We start from the raw sequence: 19393 nt of genomic DNA on the forward strand, positions 1-19393 counted from the left end.
TAGGGAAGAAGGCCAATCAGTGTCCACCTCAGCTGCGGGACGTCCGCTGCGGGTAGCGATCATCGGTGCCGGTCCGGCAGGCGTGTACGCCGCCGACATTCTGACGAAATCCCAGGAAGTCCAGGGCGGCGACTTCGCCGTCAGTATCGACCTCTTCGACCAACACCCGGCGCCCTACGGCCTTATCCGCTACGGTGTGGCGCCTGACCACCCCCGTATCAAGGGCATCGTCAACGCCCTGCACAAGGTACTGGACCGCGGCGATATCCGCTTCCTTGGGAACATCAATTACGGGCGGGACCTCACGCTATCGGACTTCCGCAAGTTTTACGACGCGGTGATCTTCTCCACCGGTGCCATCAAGGACGCCGAGCTGGACATCCCCGGCGTGGATCTCGAAGGATCGTTCGGCGGCGCCGAGTTCGTCTCCTGGTACGACGGACACCCCGATGTGCCGCGCGACTGGGCGCTGAACGCCACCGAGATCGCCGTGATCGGCAACGGCAACGTCGCGCTCGACGTCGCCCGCATGCTCTCCAAACACGCCGATGACCTGCTCGCCACCGAGATCCCTGACAACGTCTACGCGAGCCTGAAGGCATCACCCGTCACTGACGTTCACGTGTTTGGCCGCCGCGGCCCGGCACAGGTGAAGTTCACCCCGCTGGAGCTGCGGGAACTGTCCCACTCCCGGGACGTGGACATTGTGTTGTACCCGGAGGACTTCGACTTCGATGAAGCCTCCGAGCAGCTGATCGCCACCAACAACCAGACCAAAACCATGGTAAAGACCCTCACCAACTGGCTGGTCGACGACGAACCGACCGGCGCCTCCCGCAGACTGCACCTGCACTTCCTGCACTCTCCAGTCGAAATCACCGATGCGCCCGAGACCCCCGGCAAGGTAGCGACCATGAGGTTCGAGCGCACCGAGCTCACCGGCGAGGGTAGTGTCCGGGGGACCGGAGAGTTCATCGATTACCCGGTGCAGGCCGTCTACCGGGCCATCGGGTACTTCGGCTCCGAGCTACCCGAGGTGGGATTTGACGGTCAGCGCGGTGTCATCCCCAACGAGGGCGGGCGGGTCATCGACCAGCAGGGTGCCCCCGTTCCTGGGATTTACGCCACGGGCTGGATCAAACGCGGCCCGGTGGGCCTCATCGGCCATACCAAGGGCGACGCCCTGGAGACCATCGGGTTCCTTCTGGAAGACCGTCTGAACCTGCCACCGGCTCAGGACCCGTCCGAGAACGCCATCATCGATCTGCTCACTGACCGGGGCATCCGATACACCACCTGGGAAGGCTGGCTGAAGCTGGACGCCCACGAGCTGAAACTCGGCGCCAACTTTGTGCACGACGGCGGTACGAACGCCGAACTGGTCAGGGAACGTGTGAAGGTTGTGCCCCGGGACGAGATGATCGCGATCTCCTGCGACACCTCGTCGGTCAGCCAGTAGGGAGGACCCGCCGGCCGGAAAGTGGTTTACCCGACGTCCCGCTCAGGAAAAACCTTCGGACACCCCGCGACAGACCGCCGTCACCGGCACTAGACTGGTTCCACCGCACCGGCGGGGAGACCATGAAGCGGAGTGTCGATGACGCAGCAGCAACTGCCGATTCCGGGGGGACTCACGTCGAGAACCCTGCAGCAGTACGCCAACCGTGCGCACGAACAGCTCGGCAGCGGCGCGCCGTACGGCGTGCGCACGCTCGTCGGCGAGTCCTGGCTCCGTTCCCTTAAACATCTTCCCGACCCCGACGCCGTCCAGGCCCCCTTGTTTTACACCGATGACGAGCTTGAGGCGTACCGGCTCGGCCACCCCCTTGCCGCGGTCCTGCCCATTATTCAGAAGCTCCTGGTCCAGCCCAGCATCGACAGCGGCCTGCTGGTCGCTGTTGGCGATGAGAACGGACGGCTGCTGTGGGTCGATGGTGATCGGAAGTTGCGCCGCAGGGCCGAGGGCATGATGTTCGTGGCCGGATCCGACTGGTCGGAGCGCGCCGTCGGCACCAGCGCGCCCGGTACCGCACTGGCCCTCGGGCAAAGCGTGCAGATCGCCGGAGCCGAACATTTCAGCCGTCGGGTCCATCCGTGGAGTTGCACTGCCGTGCCCGTGCACGACCCGGATTCGGGAGTGGTGCTGGGGGTCGTCGATATTACGGGTGCCGACGACGCCGTGGCGGTCCATACCTTGTCGCTGGTGGAGGCCACGGTTGCGGCAGCGGAGGCCCACCTCAGTCTGCACCGCCTGCTGGCCCGGCAGCCCGCCCGGAAGCTGGCCCCTACCAAGGCGAATTCCGTCTACCGGGATGGCCTGCGAATCCTGGGATTGGACCATGGTGTCCTCCAGTTGGGGCGCCGATCGGTTGAGCTCAGCGCCAGGCATGCCGAGCTCGTGACCCTGCTCGCCCTGCATCCGGCCGGTCTCAGCGCCGAACAACTCGCCGCCATGGCCTACCCTGAACACGTTTCGGTCACCACGGTGCGCGCCGAGATGCTGCGGCTGCGGCGCATCCTCGCACAGCACCTGCCGTCACTGGTACCGCGCTCCCGGCCCTACCGCATGCCCCGCGAGGTGCCGGTCGACGCGTCTCAGGTTCTGGACTACCTGCAGCGTGGTGCGCACCGGATGGCATTGAATCTCTACCGGGGACCGGTGCTGCCCCGGTCCGAGGCGCCGGCCGTTGTTCGGCTCCGCGCGGAGGTCAGTTCGCTGCTCCGCGAAGCAGTCCTCAACGACGGCGCTGCGGACGCCGTGCTCCAGTACCTGCAATTGCCCGAAGCCAACGACGACGCCGAGGCCTGGACTGCAGCGCTGAAAGTACTCCCGCCACGGTCGCCGCGGCGTGCTGCCGTCGTCGCCCATGTGGAGCGGCTGGAAGCCGAGCTGAACCTACCCTGACCGTACGGCATACTGGGCGGGCTCCGGGTGCAACCCCCGTGCAACTGACGCCTGCCTACACTTCGGAATAAGGACGAAGACGTCCTTATCGGAACCCAAGGAGTTAAACACATGACTGTTTACGCCCAGCCTGGCCAGGATGGATCCAAGATTACGTTCAAGCCACGCTACGAGAACTGGATCGGCGGCGAATGGGCTGCCCCGGTGAAGGGCCAGTACTTCGAAAACATCTCCCCTGTGACCGGCAAGGTCTTCTGCGAGGTGGCGCGCGGCACTGCCGAGGACATCGAACTGGCCCTCGACGCCGCCCATAAGGCCGCCCCGTCCTGGGGAAAGACCTCCGTTGCCGAACGCGCAGCAATCCTCAACCGGGTCGCCGACCGGATCGAGGAAAACCTGGAGATGCTGGCGGTGGCAGAAACCTGGGACAACGGCAAACCCATCCGCGAGGCGTTGGCCGCAGACCTGCCGCTCGCCGCAGACCACTTCCGCTACTTTGCCAGTGCCGTTCGGGCGCAGGAGGGCCGCCTGTCCCAGCTGGATGATGACACCACGGCGTACCACTACCACGAGCCACTGGGCGTCGTGGGCCAGATCATCCCTTGGAACTTCCCCATCCTGATGGCCACGTGGAAGCTTGCCCCGGCGCTGGCCGCGGGCAACGCCGTCGTACTCAAACCCGCTGAGCAGACGCCGACATCGATCCTGGTACTGATGGAACTCCTCAGCGACATCCTGCCGCCCGGCGTGCTGAACGTGGTCAACGGTTTCGGTGTGGAGGCCGGCAAGCCGCTGGCGTCATCGAAACGGATCCGCAAGATCGCCTTCACCGGCGAAACCACCACGGGCCGGTTGATCAGCCAGTACGCCAGCCAGAACCTCATTCCGGTCACCCTCGAACTCGGTGGAAAGAGCCCGAACATCTTCTTCGGCGATGTTGCCGACAAGAATGACGCGTTCTATGACAAGGCGCTTGAAGGATTCGCTCTGTTTGCATTCAACCAGGGCGAGGTCTGCACCTGCCCCTCGCGGGCATTGGTGCAGGAGTCGATGTACGACTCGTTCATGGCCGACGCCGTCGCCCGCACCGAAAAGATGATCCAGGGCAACCCGCTGGACACCGACACCCAGGTAGGTGCGCAGGCTTCCAACGACCAGTTGGAGAAGATCCTCTCGTACTTCGACATTGGGCGGCAGGAGGGCGCGAAGGTCCTCACCGGTGGTGAACGGATCACCCTGGATGGTGACCTGTCCGAGGGGTTCTACGTGAAGCCGACCATCTTCGAGGGCACCAATGCCATGCGGGTCTTCCAGGAGGAGATTTTCGGTCCGGTCGTGTCGGTAACCCGGTTCAGCGACTACGCCGAAGCCATGCAGATTGCCAACGACACCCTGTACGGGTTGGGCGCTGGCGTCTGGTCGCGGAACGGCAACGTCGCTTACCGCGCGGGACGTGAAATCCAGGCTGGCCGGGTGTGGGTGAACAACTTCCATGCCTACCCTGCCGGTGCAGCATTTGGCGGGTACAAGTCTTCCGGCATCGGCCGTGAGAACCACACGATGATGTTGGATCATTACCAGCAGACCAAGAACCTGTTGGTGAGCTACAGCGAAAACAAGCTGGGCTTTTTCTAGGGAGGGGTGATGACAGTCGAGGCCACCATTGTGCTCCCCGGGGAGGATTTTTCCAGGGTGGCGCTGACTGAACCGTCGGTGCAACTGTTGAGGAAATTGTGGGACCTCCACGGTCCGCTGATGTTTCACCAGTCGGGTGGCTGCTGCGACGGGTCTTCGCCAATGTGCTACCCGGCGGGTGACTTCATCACCGCTGAGGCCGACGTGTTGCTCGGCGTGCTGGATGTTGGTGCTGGAACGGGCGAGTCGACTCAACTGATCGAGTTCTGGATGTCCCGTGAACAGTTCGAGTACTGGAAGCACACTCATCTGACCGTCGATGTGGTGCCCGGCCGGGGGAGCGGCTTCTCGGTCGAGGCCCCCGAAGGAGTGCGGTTCCTGATCCGATCCCGGCTGATGTTCTAGCACGTTTCCTCTATAGGTTGCAGAAACCGGCGAACGCACCAGATATATCCGGTGCGTTCGCCGGTTTCTGCCGTGCTGGGTGGTAGGTATGATGCCGGTGATACTTGCACAGAATGCAAAAATGCACTTAGTGTAACTGTATGGGCAAATCGATCGCGCCGACTGGTGCCGCACCGCTGCCGGAAACCGCCGACGTCGTCGTAGCGCCCGGCCGCCGTGAACAGAACAAGCTCGACACCCGACGGGCCATCGCGGCATCGGCCCTGGACCTGGCGCGCGCCCATGGGCTCGGGAATTTTATCGTGGATCAGGTGGCTGCGGAGGCAGGAGTTTCACGCCGGACCTTCTTCAACTATTTCCACAGTGCCGAGGAAGCGCTCGCCACCTCCACCGATGCTTTGCTCGAGTTGGCCGCTGCAGAATTCATGGCCAGGCCCGCCGATGAGCCGCTGCTGGATGCGATGATTGCCGCGCTGGCCGCCATAGCCAAGACGGACAACCTCAGCGTCTGCGGCGAGCTCTTCCGGATGGCCGAGGGAAGCCCGGAACTGATGCGCAGTCAGCTGCACGCGTGGGAACGGGCTGAAGCCCGGATCGGCCAGGCCGTGAGCGAACGCATGGGCGGCAACCTCGACCCCCTCTACCTGCTGGCCCTCGTGGGAGCTGTGCTCTCCTGTGTCAAGGCAGCGATGCAGGTGTGGGCTGCAGCCGCCGAAGACCCACAGGGCGGCTCGGCAGCCGAGCTCGAAGACCAGATTGTCGGCGCGCTGTCGATGCTGCGCGACGGATTCAGCGACCCCAGCTAGCCCGGTGGTCACCGCCGACCGCCTCCCATTGCTTTTCCGCCAGTACCGCTCTTATTAACTGAACGAACCGAGGAACACTTCATGGCACACCTGCTGTACCGCCTAGGCAAGTTTGCAGCACGACGGCGCTGGTGGGTTGTCTCCGCCTGGCTCGCCATCCTGGTGGCGGTCGGAGGGTCTGCTGCAGCGTTCTCGGGAACGCTCAGCAACAACTTCTCCATCCCGGGCACCGAATCCCAGCGGGTCCTTGACCAGCTGCGCGAAACCATGCCCGACGCCATCGGAGGAATGGGGACACTTGTCTTCGAAAACCCGGACGGAGCCATGACCGCCGAGCAACAGACCGCCGTCGAGGACGCCCTCGCCGACCTGGAACAGGTTGAGGGGGTCGAAGCGGTCATCAATCCCTTCGACGTGTCCCGTCAGCTTGAGGAGGGTCGGACCGGCATCGAGGAGGGCCGGGCGGAGCTTGAGCAAAGCACCACCGATCTGGACGCCGGTGCGCAGCAGGCCGCGGCTGGGCAGACACAGCTCGACGCCGACCGTACGGCGTTCGAACAGGGCCGCGACCTGCTCCCGCCGGAGCAGGCCCAGGCCATCGAGGGTCAGTTCGATGACGGTCAAGCTCAGCTGGACGCCTCGCTCGCCGAGATTGAGGACGGGCGGACCTCGCTCGAAGCCGGTCGCACCGAGCTTGACCTCGCGGAGCGCACCCTCGATGCGTCGTCGGGAATCCAGTTCGTCTCCGACGATGGCGCCGCAGCGGTAGCCAGCGTCCAGTTCGACTCACCAGTGGATGCCGTAACGCTGGAGACCCGCGAAGCGGTGCAGGTGGCCACCGATGCGGCGACAGACACCGGCGTCACCGTGTTTTACAGCAAGGAAATCGTCCAGGACATCTCCGAAATCTTCGGGTTTGCCGAGATCATCGGCCTGCTGGTGGCGGTCATCGTCCTGATCGTCATGCTCGGCACTCTGGTGGCCGCCGGGTTGCCGCTGCTGATGGCCATCGTCGGCGTGGGGATAGGTGTGGGGGTGACGTTCGCTCTGACCGGGGTCATCTCGATGAGCTCCATCACTCCCGTACTGGCGCTGATGCTCGGGCTCGCCGTGGGGATCGACTATTCACTGTTCATTGTGAACCGGCACCGGACCCAGCTGCTCCGCGGCATGGTCCTGCAGGAATCGATTGGCCGTGCCACCGGAACCGCAGGCAACGCTGTCCTGTTTGCTGGCATCACGGTGATTATTGCGCTCGCCGCGCTCGCCGTACCTGGTCTGCCGTTCCTGACCCTCCTTGGGCTCTCGGCCGCCGGCACAGTCGCCGTCGCGGTACTCGTGGCGCTCACCCTGACCCCGGCCCTGCTCGGGTTCATGGGCCGCAAAGTCATCTCCCGTCGCCGGTGGGCCAAAGCTGAGGCCGAGTCCGGTTTCCAGGCGTCGCAGGAGCAGTTTCAGCGCAAGGCCGATCACAAGGCCGGCAGCGGTCGCGGCTGGGGTGGGTTCGCTACCCGCAAGCCGATCCTCACGCTGATCGCGGGGGTGGCAGCGCTGGCGGTCATCGCGCTGCCGGCACTCGAGCTGAGGGTGGGTCTGCCCGACGGCGGATCCGAGCCGGTCGATTCCACTGCTTTTCGGGCGTATCAGCTGGCCGGGGAGTACTTCGGTGAAGGGACCAACGGTCCGCTGCTGGTCGTGGCAAACCTCCCCGCGACCGAGTCAGATACTGAATTGAGTGAACTGCAACTGGAGGTAGCCGACCGACTTGCGGCAGTGGACAACACTGCCGCTGCGGTACCGGCAGGGGTGAGCGACGACGGGCGCACCGGCATCTTCCAGGTCATCCCCACCGAGGGACCGGCCAGCGAGAGCACCGAGGAACTGGTCCGCGAACTGCGCGATTCAGCTCCCGCCATTGAATCGGACACCGGTGTGTTGATCTCGGTGACCGGTCAGACCGCCGCGAACATTGACGTGTCAGCGAAGCTGATGGAGGCAATGCCCCTCTACCTCGGGATTGTTGTGGGCCTGTCACTGGTCTTGCTGCTGCTCGTGTTCAGGTCAATCCTGGTCCCTCTGATTGCGACGGCGGGCTTCCTCCTGTCACTGCTGGCAAGCTTTGGGGCGACGGTGGCCATCTACCAGTGGGGCTGGTTCGGTGACATCTTCGGGGTGACCAACCCGGGACCTATCCTGAGCTTCCTCCCGATCATCCTGATCGGTGTCCTGTTTGGGCTGGCAATGGACTATCAGATGTTCCTGGTGTCGGGCATGCGCGAAGCCTGGGTACATGGCAGCAGTGCGAAGAGCGCGGTGCGGGTGGGCTTCAGCCACGGTTCACGGGTGGTGACAGCCGCCGCTATCATCATGGTGGCAGTGTTCGCAGGGTTCGTGTTCTCGCACCTGACCATGGTGCGGCCCATCGGCTTTGGCCTGGCTTTCGGCGTGCTGGTCGACGCGTTTGTTGTCAGGATGACCCTGGTGCCAGCGGCCATGTACCTGCTGGGCAGGCACGCCTGGTGGCTGCCGAAGTGGTTGGACCGTATGCTTCCCGACGTTGATGTGGAGGACGCCCGGCTGTCCCGGACCGAGCCGGAAGCCCACCAGAACGCGTCGGACAGTGTCGATAAGGTCACGATCAAGGGCTGAGAGGGGAGCGTCCTACGTTGTGGGCGTGGATAGGTGCCGGGCCGACGTACCATTCGAGATATGGCCCGACCTCCCAACCCGGAACGCAAGAAGGAACTGCTCGATCAGATCCTCGACTACTTGCTGGACAAGACCTTCGCCGGACTCAGCTTCCGCACGCTTGCCGACGGTCTTGGCATCAGCAGCTATGTGCTGGTGTACCACTTCGGAAATCGCGAGGAACTTGTCAACCAGATCGTGAATCACATTGAGTGTCGTGACGAGTCCGTCAAGCTGCCTCACCCGGAGGACCTCAGCCGGGAAGAGTTCCGCGTCTGGTCTCTGGCGTCGTGGCGCTGGACGCAGATTGAACGTAACCGCCAGTTGCAGCGGCTGGAGTTTGAGGCATCCCTCCACGACGCTGTCAGCGCCACTCCGCGGCTGAGCGCCGCGGCGAAGTTCGACTACTGGCATGGCTTCATTCGAGGCTGGCTACTGTCCCAGGGCATGTCGGCTGCCCGGGCGGATACTGCCGCCCGGCTCCACCTGTCAGGAGTTTATGGTCTGCAGTATGACTTCGTCGTCAACCAGGACCGCAAGTCAGTTGAGGCTGCGCTGCTCCTGATGATGGACTACTTCTTCGATGGCCTGGACCGGGCCCTCGAGTTGCAGCGGCGGTCGGGCGACAGCGCCCAGGGACCTCAGCCAACAGGTTAAGGCAGGAAGGGCGTGCCCTCCACGGGCCCGCCCTTCCTTTACCCACCGGTAGGTAATGCTTCGGTCAGAGCTTGTTAGCTGCTTCGGCCTCGGTGTTGCCACCGGTGGCATCGCTGCCCAGGGACGCGCGGAGCTTGGCGCCAAGTTCGGCGTCGACGTTGGTCCAGTACTGGATGGCACGTTCCCTGATGGCGTCAACGGTCACGCCGCCCACGGCACCGGTGATGGTGTCGAGGAAGCGGGCCTTCTCGCCGTCGTCGAACACCTCGCGGTACAGGGTTCCGGCTTGACCGAAGTCGTCGTCCTCGGCGTGAAGGGTGTGAGCGGCGCGCACCAGATCGCCGTCGTTCTCCCAGCCACCATGTGGGCCGTACTGTGCCGGATCCGCAGCGGGGCCGCCGACAGAGTTCGGGGCGTAGACCGGGGTGGACGGCGAGTTGAATGAATACCGTGCCGCTCCGTCCTTCGAGTAGTTGCGGACCTCGTTCTTCGGCGCGTTCACTGGCAGTTGCGCGTGGTTGGTCCCTACGCGGTAGCGGTGGGCATCCGCGTAGGAGAAGATGCGGGCCTGCAGCATCTTGTCGGGGCTGGCAGCGATGCCTGGAACGAAGTTCGACGGCGCGAACGTGGCCTGCTCGATCTGCGCGAAGTAGTTCTCAGGGTTGCGGTTCAGGGTGAGCTTACCGACCGGGATCAGCGGGTAGTCGCCCTGTGGCCAGACCTTGGTCAGGTCGAACGGGTTGAAACGGTAGCCCTTCGCGTCGTCGTATGGCATCACCTGCACCTTGAGATCCCAGCTGGGGAAGTTGCCCGCAGCGATGTTTTCCGAGAGGTCGCGGAGATGGTGATCGGCGTCTGAGCCAGCGAGCGCCCCCGCTTCGTCTCCGGTCAGCACCTCGTGGCCTTGGTTGGATTTGAAGTGGTATTTCACCCAGGACTTCTCGCCGCCTTCGTTGATCCACAGGTAGGTGTGCGAGCCGTAGCCGTTCATGGTGCGCCACGAGTTGGGTAGGCCGCGATCGCCCATCAGCCAGGTCACCTGGTGTGCTGACTCGGGGCTGAGGGTCCAAAAGTCCCACTGCATGTCGGCGTCGCGCAGGTTGGTACCTGGCAGGCGCTTCTGGGAGTGAATGAAGTCGGGGAACTTGATCCCGTCGCGGATGAAGAAGACCGGGGTGTTGTTGCCGACCAGGTCGTAGTTGCCTTCGTCGGTGTAAAACTTCAGGGCGAACCCGCGGGGGTCGCGCCAGGTGTCGGGGGAGCCCTGCTCGCCGGCGACCGAGGAGAAGCGCAGCAGCGTTTCGGTGATCGCGCCCGGCTGGAACAGCGACGCCATGGTGTACTGGCTGACGTCTGACGTGGTTTCGAAGACGCCAAAGGCGCCGCCGCCCTTTGCATGGACCACACGCTCGGGGACGCGCTCGCGGTTGAACTGCGCTAGCTTCTCGATCAGGTAGTGATCAGTCAGGGGAATCGCGCCGTCGCGGCCGAGGCTGGATGAGTTGGCGTCATCGACGACTGGTGCACCGGATTGGGTAGTGCTGAAGTTCGTGGACATCTGGCTCCTTTGTTTCTTCGGTTATGAATTGGGGTGGTTTGTGGGGTGGGTGGAAACTAGCGGCAGTCCGTGCAGAGGCCCTGATAGACGACGTCGGCTATCTGGATGGTCATGGGGGTGGCGCCGGCAGGCCACTGCGGGGTGAGGCAGGGGGCATGCCCGACGGCGCAGTCGACATCCTCAATGCGTCCGCAGCCGGTGCAGACGGCGTGGTGGTGGTTGTCGTCGACGCGGGTCTCGTAGCGGGCGGGGGAATGGGGTGTCTCGATCCGGCGCAGCAAACCCAACTCCGTCAGGTCAGCGAGCACCACGTAGACCGACTGGACGGTGATGTCCGGCAACCTGGTCCGCACATTGGCGGCGATGTCATCGGTGGTTGCATGGGGCGACAGCTCGACGGCGGCCAGCACGGCCAGGCGCTGACGGGTCACCCGACGACCGTGGGCACGCAGGGCGGTGGCCCACAGTGTCTCTGCGGCGTTCGGCGAGGGTGCCATCCTGGTCATGGCCCCAGTCAACCATCTATTGTGAGGAACTCATAATAGGCGTGCCGTTGGCTGTGAAGGGGCGACCGTTAGGTACCGTTGATGGATCACTGAGAGGGGAATCCATGAACCGGTCCATCTGGGAGCAGTCCCAAACAGTCGTGGTGGGCGAGGTGTCCTGCGCGGTTCGCACCGTTGGAACGGGCAGCCGTGAGGTGGTCCTGATCCATGGGATCGGTGTCTCCGCCCGCTATTTCGAGCCGTTGGCCGCCCATCTCGCACTGACCTGCACCGTCCACGCCATCGAGCTTCCGGGCTTCGGGTCAATGCCGGCGCCGCGCCGGCGTCTGACCATCGAGGAGTTCGGCAGAATCGCCGCCGCGGTGATGGGGATTGTGGGGGTGCGCGACGCCGTCGTCGTCGGACACTCGATGGGTTCCCAGGTGGCGGCCGAGGCGGTGCGCGCGGCACCCGATCTGGTGGAACGTTTGGTTCTGTTGGCGCCCACCATCAACGACCAGGAGCGGACCGTAGCGACGCAGCTGATGCGGTTGACGCAGGACACCCTGCGGGAGTCACCGGCCGCGAACTACATCGTGGTGTCTGACTATTTCCGGGCCGGGATGAGGTGGTACCTCAAAACCCTCCCGTCGATGCTGCAGCACCGGGTGGAGGAGGTGCTGCCGGACATTGGCTGCCCGGTCGCCCTGGTCCGCGGCAGTCGGGACCCGATCGTGCCGGTAGACTGGGTGCTTCGGCTGGCCGCGATCGGCCGGGACGTGACCACCGCCGAGATTCCCGGTGAGCCGCACGTGATGATGTATCGCTCGCCCGAGGCCACCGCCCGGCACTGCCTCGGAGAAACCTCCCATGCTGTTCCTTAGGCGTGGCTGGTCCTGGCTGCTGGATTACGCCTACGTGGGGTTCTGGCAGGTTCACGGTTTCCTTTTTCGTGAGGACCCCACCCGCTACCTCACGCCCGACGTCGGCCCCGACGCCGGAGCCCGTCCGCCGGTGCTCCTCATTCCCGGCATCTATGAGACCTGGCAGTTCATGCGTCCGGTCGCCGTCCACCTTGCGGCGGCGGGGCACGCGGTTCATGTGGTGCAGCAACTGGGGTATAACCGGGGAACCGTCCAGTCCATGGGTAGGTATGTGGCTGACTACCTCGCCGCTCACGATCTCACCGACGTCGTGCTGGTCGCCCATAGCAAGGGCGGACTGATCGGCAAATATGTGATGACGCAGCCCGACGTCGGGAACCGGGTACGGCAGCTGATTGCCGTGAATACGCCGTTCTCCGGCTCCACCTATGCCAACTTCTTTGTGTTGCCGAGTATCAGGGCGTTCTCTCCGCGGAACAAGTTCCTGCTGACACAGCTGGCCAATAGTGGGTCGAACGCGCGGATCACGTCCATCTACAGCAGCTTCGATCCGCATATTCCGCAAGGGAGCGAACTTCCGGGCGCTATGAACATCGAATTGGAGACGATGGGGCACTTCAGGATCATCGGCGATAAGCGGCTGCTCGACGTCGTCGATCAGGCGATTGCCGACCACCAGTCCACCTGATTCTCCCGGGTATTTCGGGCTCCATTTCTTGCTTGACCCGCGCCAGGAGTATCGCGCACCCCATTCCGGCGAACGCGCCAGATATATCGGGGGCGTTCGCCGGAATCGGGTGCCGTTGCCGGTATCGGGCGCGTTCGTATGAATCGGGCGCGCTCAGGGGAATGGACCGCGGCGGAAGTGTCGCGGATTTTCGCCTTTTTACCCACGCCAGCGGTAGTTGCTGGGGGAAACAACTTCGCCGCTACACTTCGTAGGTGCCCAAACTTCTCGCCGACATCACGCCTCTCAAAGAGAGCCCGGCGTTCCGTCGGCTGTTCTTCGGGATGGCGCTTTCGGCTGTCGGCACCCAGCTGACCCTGGTGGCGGTGAGCCTGCAGGTCTACAGCCTGACTCAGTCCAGCCTGAGTGTCGGCCTTCTCGGGTTGTTCGCGCTCGTGCCGCTCGTCGTGGCCGGGCTTTACGGTGGTGCTATCGCCGACGCTCACGACCGCCGGAAGGTAGCCCTGGTCTCCGGGTTCTTCCTGTGGGGGAGCACCATGGCGATCGCCGCCCAGGCCTGGGCCGGAGTCGACAACGTGTGGCTCCTCTACTCGCTGGTCGCTGTCCACTCCGGAGCGGCAGGCATCAACCAGCCCACCCGGACGGCAATCATTCCGCGTCTGGTGCGCCCCGAACTGCTCCCGGCAGCCAACGCCCTGAGCATGATCACGTTTGGGCTCGCCATGACGGTGGGTCCGCTGTTCGCCGGCCTGCTGGTGGCGCAGGTGGGCTACGGCTGGACCTACACGATCGATGTCGTCACGTTCACTGCCGCCCTGTGGGCGCTGTTCAAGCTGCCGCCGCTGCCACCGGAGGGCAAAGTCCGGAAGGCTGGTCTCGCAACGGTGCTGGAGGGGTTCAGGTTTCTGGGGACCCGCCCCAATATCCGGATGACCTTCCTGATCGACCTGGCAGCGATGGTGATGGCGCAGCCGAGGGCGCTGCTGCCAGCAATCGGCGCGGTGCTGATCGGCGGCGGTGAGCTGACTGTCGGGATACTGCTGGCGTCGGTCGCCGTCGGAGCTGTCCTCGCGGGGCTGTTTTCGGGACCGCTGGGCCACATCCATCGCCAGGGACTGGCTGTGATGTGGTCGGTGGTGGGCTGGGGCGTCTCGATCAGTGCCTTCGGGTTGGTGGTGGTGATGGCCGGCAACTCCCAGGCGGTGCCGCCGGACGCGCTGTCCCCGTGGATCATTCCGGCAGCGTTGTGCCTGGTGTTCGCGGGGATTTCAGATTCCATCAGCGGGGTGTTCCGCAGCACCATCCTGCAGTCCGCGACGCCCGATGCGATGCGCGGCCGGTTGCAGGGAGTGTTCATTGTGGTGGTGGCCGGCGGTCCCCGCCTGGGTGACATGGTGGCAGGCGGAAACGCCGAGTGGCTGGGGGAAGGCTGGACAGCTGTCTTCGGTGGGCTGGTCTGCATCCTGCTGGTGATCATCCTGATGAAGCGTCAGCCCCGCTTCGCGCAGTACGATTCACGTAACCCCGAACCGTAGCCACAGACTATAGCCACAGACCGGGTCGGAACGGGATGTGGAACAGCACGGTATTTTGGTGCGTTATACGGGGTGAATGGCCGTCACATCAAGGAGTTGGCAGTTTCAGTGCACAATCATTTCAACGGACCGAAGACCCTCATGTTGTTCGGCGCCCTGATGGGCATCTTCCTGGTGTTCGGGGCGGTCATTGCCGGCGCCACGGGCAGCTCGGCGTTCATCTGGATTTTCGCCCTGATCGGCGTGGGCTCGGTGGCCTACAGCTATTGGAACAGCGACAAGCTGGCCATCCGTGCCATGCAGGCGGTGCCGGTCACCGAACAGCAGGCGCCGGCCATGTACCGGATTGTGCGCGAATTGAGCACCAAGGCCAACAAGCCGATGCCTCGTCTGTACGTGTCACCCACCATGGCGCCCAACGCCTTCGCTACCGGCCGTAATCCCGAGAACTCGGCAGTGTGCTGCACCCAGGGCATCCTGAATCTCCTGAACGAACGCGAACTGCGCGGCGTGCTGGGCCACGAGTTGATGCACGTCTACAACCGCGACATTCTGCTCAGTTCCATGGCCGCCGCGGTGGCTGGCGTCATCACCTCCGTGGCTCAGATGTTCGCGTTCACGGGCATGATGGGCGGCAACCGCAACTCGGGTGGGAACCCCATCGCGGCGATTCTGCTGGCGGTTTTGGCGCCGTTTGCCGCCGTCCTGGTGCGTTCGGCGATCGGGCGAACCCGTGAATACGATGCTGACGAGGACGGGGCCAAGCTCACCGGCGATCCGCTCGCTCTCGCTTCGGCCTTGCGCAAGCTGGAGCGCGGTACCCAGCAGGCGCCCCTGCCGCAGAGCCAGCAGTTGGTCAACACCTCGCACCTGATGATCGCCAACCCCTTCAAGGGCGGTGGTGTGCAGAAGATGTTCGCCAGCCACCCACCGATGGACGATCGGGTCCAGCGCCTCGAGCGGATGGCGGGCCAGCCGCTTCGGTAGGCCTCTCATCGTGACGACGACGACGGCGCCCCCCATTTAGGGAGGCGCCGCCGTCGTCGTACTCGGGTGTTGCGAGGGGGTCTGGGTTACACGGTGACCTTGTCTTCGGCAGCTATCCGCTTGAAGGAGCGGGTCCCCTTGACGGCGAGATCGAACTCGGCGTCGATGGCGGCGTCGGGCTTATAGGTCAGTTTGCTGACGACGACGGCGATGATCAGGTTCAGGAAGAAGCCCGGGACGATCTCGTACATGGTGTCGGCGAGGGCTGAGTTGCCCCAGGTGAACACCACGACGGCGCCGGCGACCATACCGGCGAGGGCGCCGGGCATGGTCAGCTTTTTCCAGTAAAGGGACAACAGGACGGTGGGGCCGAACGCCGCACCGAAGCCGGCCCACGCGAACGCGACCAGTGACAGGATCGATTCGTTCCGGCCGGACGCCAGGATGATGGCAACGATCGCGACCACCAGCACGCCGAGCCGGCCGAGGACTACACCCTGCTTGTTGGTCAGGGTGCGCTTGGAGACCATGTTGTAGAGATCTTCGACGAGGGCCGAGGAGCAAACCACCAGCTGGGAGGAGATGGTACTCATGACTGCTGCGAGGACCGCGGCGAGGATGATGCCGGCCACGAAGGGGTGGAAGAAAGCCTGCGACAGGTCGAGGAAAACCGCCTCGGGGTCGGTGAGCGACAGGTCCGGGTTCTGCTGGAAGTAGGCGATGCCGACCAGGGCAGTGGAAATGGCACCGACGACGGTGAGGAGCATCCAGGCGATACCGATCCGGCGTCCGGCGACGGCATCCTGCGGGGTGCGCATAGCCATGAATCGGACGATGATGTGCGGCTGGCCAAAGTAGCCGAGACCCCAGGATGCTGCGGAGATGATGGCGACCGTTGAACCGCCGGCGACGATGTTCAGGAGAGACGGATCGACTTCGCGGATAGAGTTGGTCAGGCCACCGAAGCCGCCGACCTGGACGAGGCCGATAACCGGCACGAGGATCAGGGCGACCAGCATCAGCAAACCCTGCGCAACGTCGGTGTAGGTGGCGCCCATGAAGCCGCCGAACAGGGTGTAGGCAATGGTGACGGCGGCAACGATGATCATGCCGAGGGTGTAGTTGGAGTTGAAGGAGCTTTCGAAGAAGACCCCGCCGGCGACCATTCCGGATGAGACATAGAACGTGAAGAACACCAGGATGATGATTCCGGAGACGACCCGCAGAATGCGGGTTTTGTCCTTGAGCCGGTTTTCCAGGAAGCTCGGGACGGTAATCGAATTGTTTGACACCTCGGTGTAGCTTCGCAGCCGTGGGGCAACAAATTTCCAGTTCAGCCAGGCTCCGGCGGTCAAGCCGATGGCGATCCAGATTTCGATCAAACCTGACGCATAGATCGCGCCCGGGAGTCCGAGGAGGAGCCATCCTGACATGTCGGAGGCTCCTGCGCTGAGGGCTGCCACGCCCGGCTTGAGTCCGCGGCCGGCGAGCATGTAGTCGTCGAGGTCCGAGGTTCTCTTGAAGGCATACCATCCGATTCCGAGCATGGCGCCCATATAGATCACCATGGCGATGATTTGGAATGTCTGGTCGGGCATGACGAGGTCCTCTCATGATTTTCTTGGAATTCGCTGAGTGCAGCCGCCGACTATGCCAAAGACGAGCGCTATAAGCCAATAATGTGATTGCGCTCACGTACCCGGACCAGCACTGTCCCCTTTACCCGCCCCTCCCGGCGGGCGGGGGCTGCGTGCCTGGTGTGTCTGGCATGTCCGGTGGGGCTGAGACCAGCCCATTCCGGCAGCCGACGGCAGTTCTAGCCGCGGCGTAGCGCGATGATCGCCCGCGCACCGAACACGGCCGCGCCAAGGGCGATCACGCAGGATCCGAGGACCATGTACCAGGTCTCCGAATCGAGGAACGAGACTATCGCCAGTACGGCAAGTGCCGTACCGCCAAGACCTTCGCCGAGTGCCCTATTGGATGAAACCCAAGTTCGTTTCGTCGTCGTCATCCCCCGAGCCTACCGGCGCCTCGTATCAGCCGAGGCGTGAGATCTGGCGGGTCGACGGTGTTCTGAGTCGCTATGTCTTGAGAATAGCGGCGCCTCGGGGGCGTCATCCTAGAACGGTGGTGGGGTTTCTGGTCGCGGTTTTGGTGGTGGTGTGGGTGGTGGGTTGGGTTTGGTGGTGTAGGTTTCCCCGGCGGGGGAGATCGCGATGATCGTCCCTGGTTCAGGTTGGGTGTAATGCCAGAAACCCTCCGTTTTGAACATGTGGTGACGTTTACAGAGCGCTGCCAGATTTGAGTAACTGGTCCTCCCGCCCCGGGACCAGGGGATCGTGTGGTCGAGTTCGCAGAACACCGCCAGCCTGTTGCACCCCGGATGTCGACAGGTCCCGTCTCTGACTCTCACAGCATCTTGGAGGTCTTTGGGGACCCGGTACGTGGTCGCATCAGCACCCAACCTGGCCCCCGTGAAGGGGTGGGTGAGGATCCTCGTAAACGACGGCGCGTGCCCGGCGAGCCTGCGGGCAGTGTCCGGGTCGATCGGCCCGTACCCTTCCAACTCACCCGGCACATCCCCACCCATGAGGGTCAACACCGGGACCGTCACGAAAACCTTCGCCTGCACACCCCAAAACTGGTTGCCCTCCCACGACTGATCTTTCCGTCGGCTACCGCGAGCCGATCCGTTCCCGCTGTCCTTATCGGCTCCATCCTTCACTCGGGCGTTCGCCTCACCTTTCGTCCTGGCGTCAGTACCTGCGGGTCCGGGCCCGGTAGCCTTGTGTCCGCTGGTCATATATCCGGTGGGGCCGGCGCCGGTGAGGACATCCACGAGGACGTCAGCCCTGAGTTGGGTGAGCGTGCGGGGTTCGTCGGGGCCCTGCATGTTCCGGGCAGCAGTGTCGACCCGGTGGTAGATTCCCGCGGCTTGCTCGGTCGGTAGGAATGCTTGGAGCCAGGCCATCCCGTCATAGGCCGGGTTGAGGAGCACTCCGCGTTCCCTGACCGCTTTCTGGTGCCGGGTGCTAATCGATTCGGGGTGCAGTGCCTCGCGTAACCGTCCGGCCTGACGGCAGAACTTCGTCACCGTGGTCCGGCCCGCCAGCGTGATAAGTCTGCTCTCGTAGTCGGCGGCAAACTCGTCGGTCGCGGTGCGGGGCATACTGCTGGTCTCCTCGGCGACCGCCCACGCATGCCGGCGCGAGAGCCTGCCATCCTCCAACGCGTTCAACGTCGCTGGGCAATGCCGGGTAAGCAGCACACTATGGTCGACTAAGAACCCAGCGGTCCGCTCCGGTAAGTGCAGGGCGGCGCCAATCTCACTCGCGGCGAGGGTTTGTCCGAAACCCCATTCTCCGCGGCCAGCACGGCTCCGCTCGGCCTGAAGATCCAGGACCCGGGTGGCGAGCTTCGCTTCCTGCGCATCCAACCAGGACCTCGCCTCGCCGACGTCCTTCAACGCATCCAACGCCTGGGAAGAGTCCAGGCCAGCGACCGCGACCAACCCGAGCCGACCCGTCAACGCCGGCGGGCCATCACTGGAACGCACCCGCACATCCGGATCAGACCCCACCCGGAAGAAATTCAGGAAGTCAGTCTGAGAATCAGTGAGATCCCTTTTCGGCCGGGGCTCCGGCGCCTTCATCACAGGCGCCGTCCACACGGCGGCGACACTCAACGGACCACCCAGACCATACCCACCCGAAGCCCCACCCGAAGCTCCACCGAAAGCCCCCGCGGGACCGCCCGTGGAAGCCCCCGCGGACATATCCGCGGGCCCGCCCGTGGAGCCGGAATCCGGACCGGACCCGGGACGGAACCCCGATCCGGTAGCAGAAGCTCTACTGCTTTTCATACCCCCATTCCATCATCGAGCTCCGACGAAATAAGGTTCGAGAGAAGGTCCCGAGAAAAAAATTTTGAACTATTTTCGTGATCCGATCAAAGATTAGGTAGACGGCATCGGAACAGTGTCTCGGGATCGCGGCAGTTCAGCACCAGCTCGGAAAGTCGGCAGCTCAGGTGTCGAATCCAATAGATAACGGCCGGTGTGGTCGCGACGGCGACTTGTCTGACCTGGGGATCGGCAACCGGACCTGGCGAACGTCCGTGACGCCCGTGCTGATCCCTGCCTGGCGCCTGGTTGTCCG

The 19393-nt window shown here is 63.9% G+C and carries 16 protein-coding genes; 11 read left to right on the plus strand and 5 right to left on the minus strand.

What is annotated here, in order from left to right:
- The first annotated feature begins 19 nt into the window (after positions 1-19).
- From ACX80G_RS13255 to ACX80G_RS13285, 7 genes are all read left to right on the plus strand, one after another.
- On the plus strand, positions 20-1459 hold the full coding sequence (locus ACX80G_RS13255; protein WP_459308116.1) for an FAD-dependent oxidoreductase: 1440 nt from the start codon (positions 20-22) through the stop codon (positions 1457-1459).
- A gap of 138 nt (positions 1460-1597) precedes the next feature.
- Complete coding sequence (locus ACX80G_RS13260; RefSeq protein WP_459308117.1) at positions 1598-2905, plus strand: GAF domain-containing protein; 1308 nt, start codon at positions 1598-1600, stop codon at positions 2903-2905.
- Between the two features lie 111 nt (positions 2906-3016).
- On the plus strand, positions 3017-4540 hold the full coding sequence (gene exaC, locus ACX80G_RS13265; RefSeq protein ID WP_459308118.1) for an acetaldehyde dehydrogenase ExaC: 1524 nt from the start codon (positions 3017-3019) through the stop codon (positions 4538-4540).
- A gap of 9 nt (positions 4541-4549) precedes the next feature.
- The gene (locus ACX80G_RS13270) at positions 4550-4945 is read left to right on the plus strand and encodes a DUF779 domain-containing protein (protein ID WP_459308119.1); all 396 of its coding nucleotides are present in this window, start codon (positions 4550-4552) and stop codon (positions 4943-4945) included.
- A 140-nt stretch (positions 4946-5085) separates the two neighbouring features.
- Positions 5086-5751, plus strand: a complete 666-nt coding sequence (locus ACX80G_RS13275) for a TetR/AcrR family transcriptional regulator (RefSeq protein WP_459308120.1) — start codon at positions 5086-5088, stop codon at positions 5749-5751.
- 81 nt (positions 5752-5832) lie between these two features.
- A complete protein-coding gene (locus tag ACX80G_RS13280) occupies positions 5833-8400 on the plus strand; it encodes an MMPL family transporter (protein ID WP_459308121.1) in 2568 nt (855 codons plus the stop codon).
- Between the two features lie 60 nt (positions 8401-8460).
- Complete coding sequence (locus ACX80G_RS13285; RefSeq protein ID WP_459308122.1) at positions 8461-9096, plus strand: TetR/AcrR family transcriptional regulator; 636 nt, start codon at positions 8461-8463, stop codon at positions 9094-9096.
- A gap of 64 nt (positions 9097-9160) precedes the next feature.
- Here the strand turns inward: ACX80G_RS13285 and ACX80G_RS13290 are convergent, their stop codons facing one another.
- Together ACX80G_RS13290 and ACX80G_RS13295 are read right to left on the minus strand one after the other, a co-directional pair.
- The gene (locus tag ACX80G_RS13290) at positions 9161-10654 is read right to left on the minus strand and encodes a catalase (RefSeq protein WP_459308123.1); all 1494 of its coding nucleotides are present in this window, start codon (positions 10652-10654) and stop codon (positions 9161-9163) included.
- Positions 10655-10710: 56 nt separating this feature from the next.
- A complete protein-coding gene (locus ACX80G_RS13295) occupies positions 10711-11160 on the minus strand; it encodes a Fur family transcriptional regulator (protein ID WP_459308124.1) in 450 nt (149 codons plus the stop codon).
- A 104-nt stretch (positions 11161-11264) separates the two neighbouring features.
- Here ACX80G_RS13295 and ACX80G_RS13300 point away from each other — a divergent pair, with 104 nt between their 5' ends.
- The 4 genes from ACX80G_RS13300 (at position 11265) to htpX (ending at position 15233) form a co-directional block, all read left to right on the plus strand.
- Complete coding sequence (locus ACX80G_RS13300) at positions 11265-12023, plus strand: alpha/beta fold hydrolase (RefSeq protein WP_459308125.1); 759 nt, start codon at positions 11265-11267, stop codon at positions 12021-12023.
- Positions 12010-12711, plus strand: a complete 702-nt coding sequence (locus tag ACX80G_RS13305) for an esterase/lipase family protein (protein ID WP_459308126.1) — start codon at positions 12010-12012, stop codon at positions 12709-12711. Before ACX80G_RS13300 ends, ACX80G_RS13305 begins: the two co-directional genes overlap by 14 nt.
- A 254-nt stretch (positions 12712-12965) precedes the next feature.
- Entirely contained in the window at positions 12966-14246 is a 1281-nt protein-coding gene (locus tag ACX80G_RS13310; protein ID WP_459308127.1) for an MFS transporter, read from the plus strand.
- A 108-nt stretch (positions 14247-14354) separates the two neighbouring features.
- On the plus strand, positions 14355-15233 hold the full coding sequence (gene htpX, locus ACX80G_RS13315) for a zinc metalloprotease HtpX (protein ID WP_459308128.1): 879 nt from the start codon (positions 14355-14357) through the stop codon (positions 15231-15233).
- Positions 15234-15319: 86 nt separating this feature from the next.
- Here htpX and putP read toward each other — a convergent pair whose 3' ends face one another.
- From putP to ACX80G_RS13330, 3 genes are all read right to left on the minus strand, one after another.
- The gene (gene putP / locus ACX80G_RS13320) at positions 15320-16831 is read right to left on the minus strand and encodes a sodium/proline symporter PutP (RefSeq protein WP_459308129.1); all 1512 of its coding nucleotides are present in this window, start codon (positions 16829-16831) and stop codon (positions 15320-15322) included.
- A 218-nt stretch (positions 16832-17049) separates the two neighbouring features.
- On the minus strand, positions 17050-17247 hold the full coding sequence (locus ACX80G_RS13325) for a hypothetical protein (RefSeq protein ID WP_459308130.1): 198 nt from the start codon (positions 17245-17247) through the stop codon (positions 17050-17052).
- A 108-nt stretch (positions 17248-17355) separates the two neighbouring features.
- Positions 17356-18792, minus strand: a complete 1437-nt coding sequence (locus tag ACX80G_RS13330) for an HNH endonuclease signature motif containing protein (RefSeq protein ID WP_459308131.1) — start codon at positions 18790-18792, stop codon at positions 17356-17358.
- Between the last annotated feature and the right edge of the window lie 601 nt (positions 18793-19393).

The organism is Arthrobacter glycogeni (genome assembly GCF_054510815.1).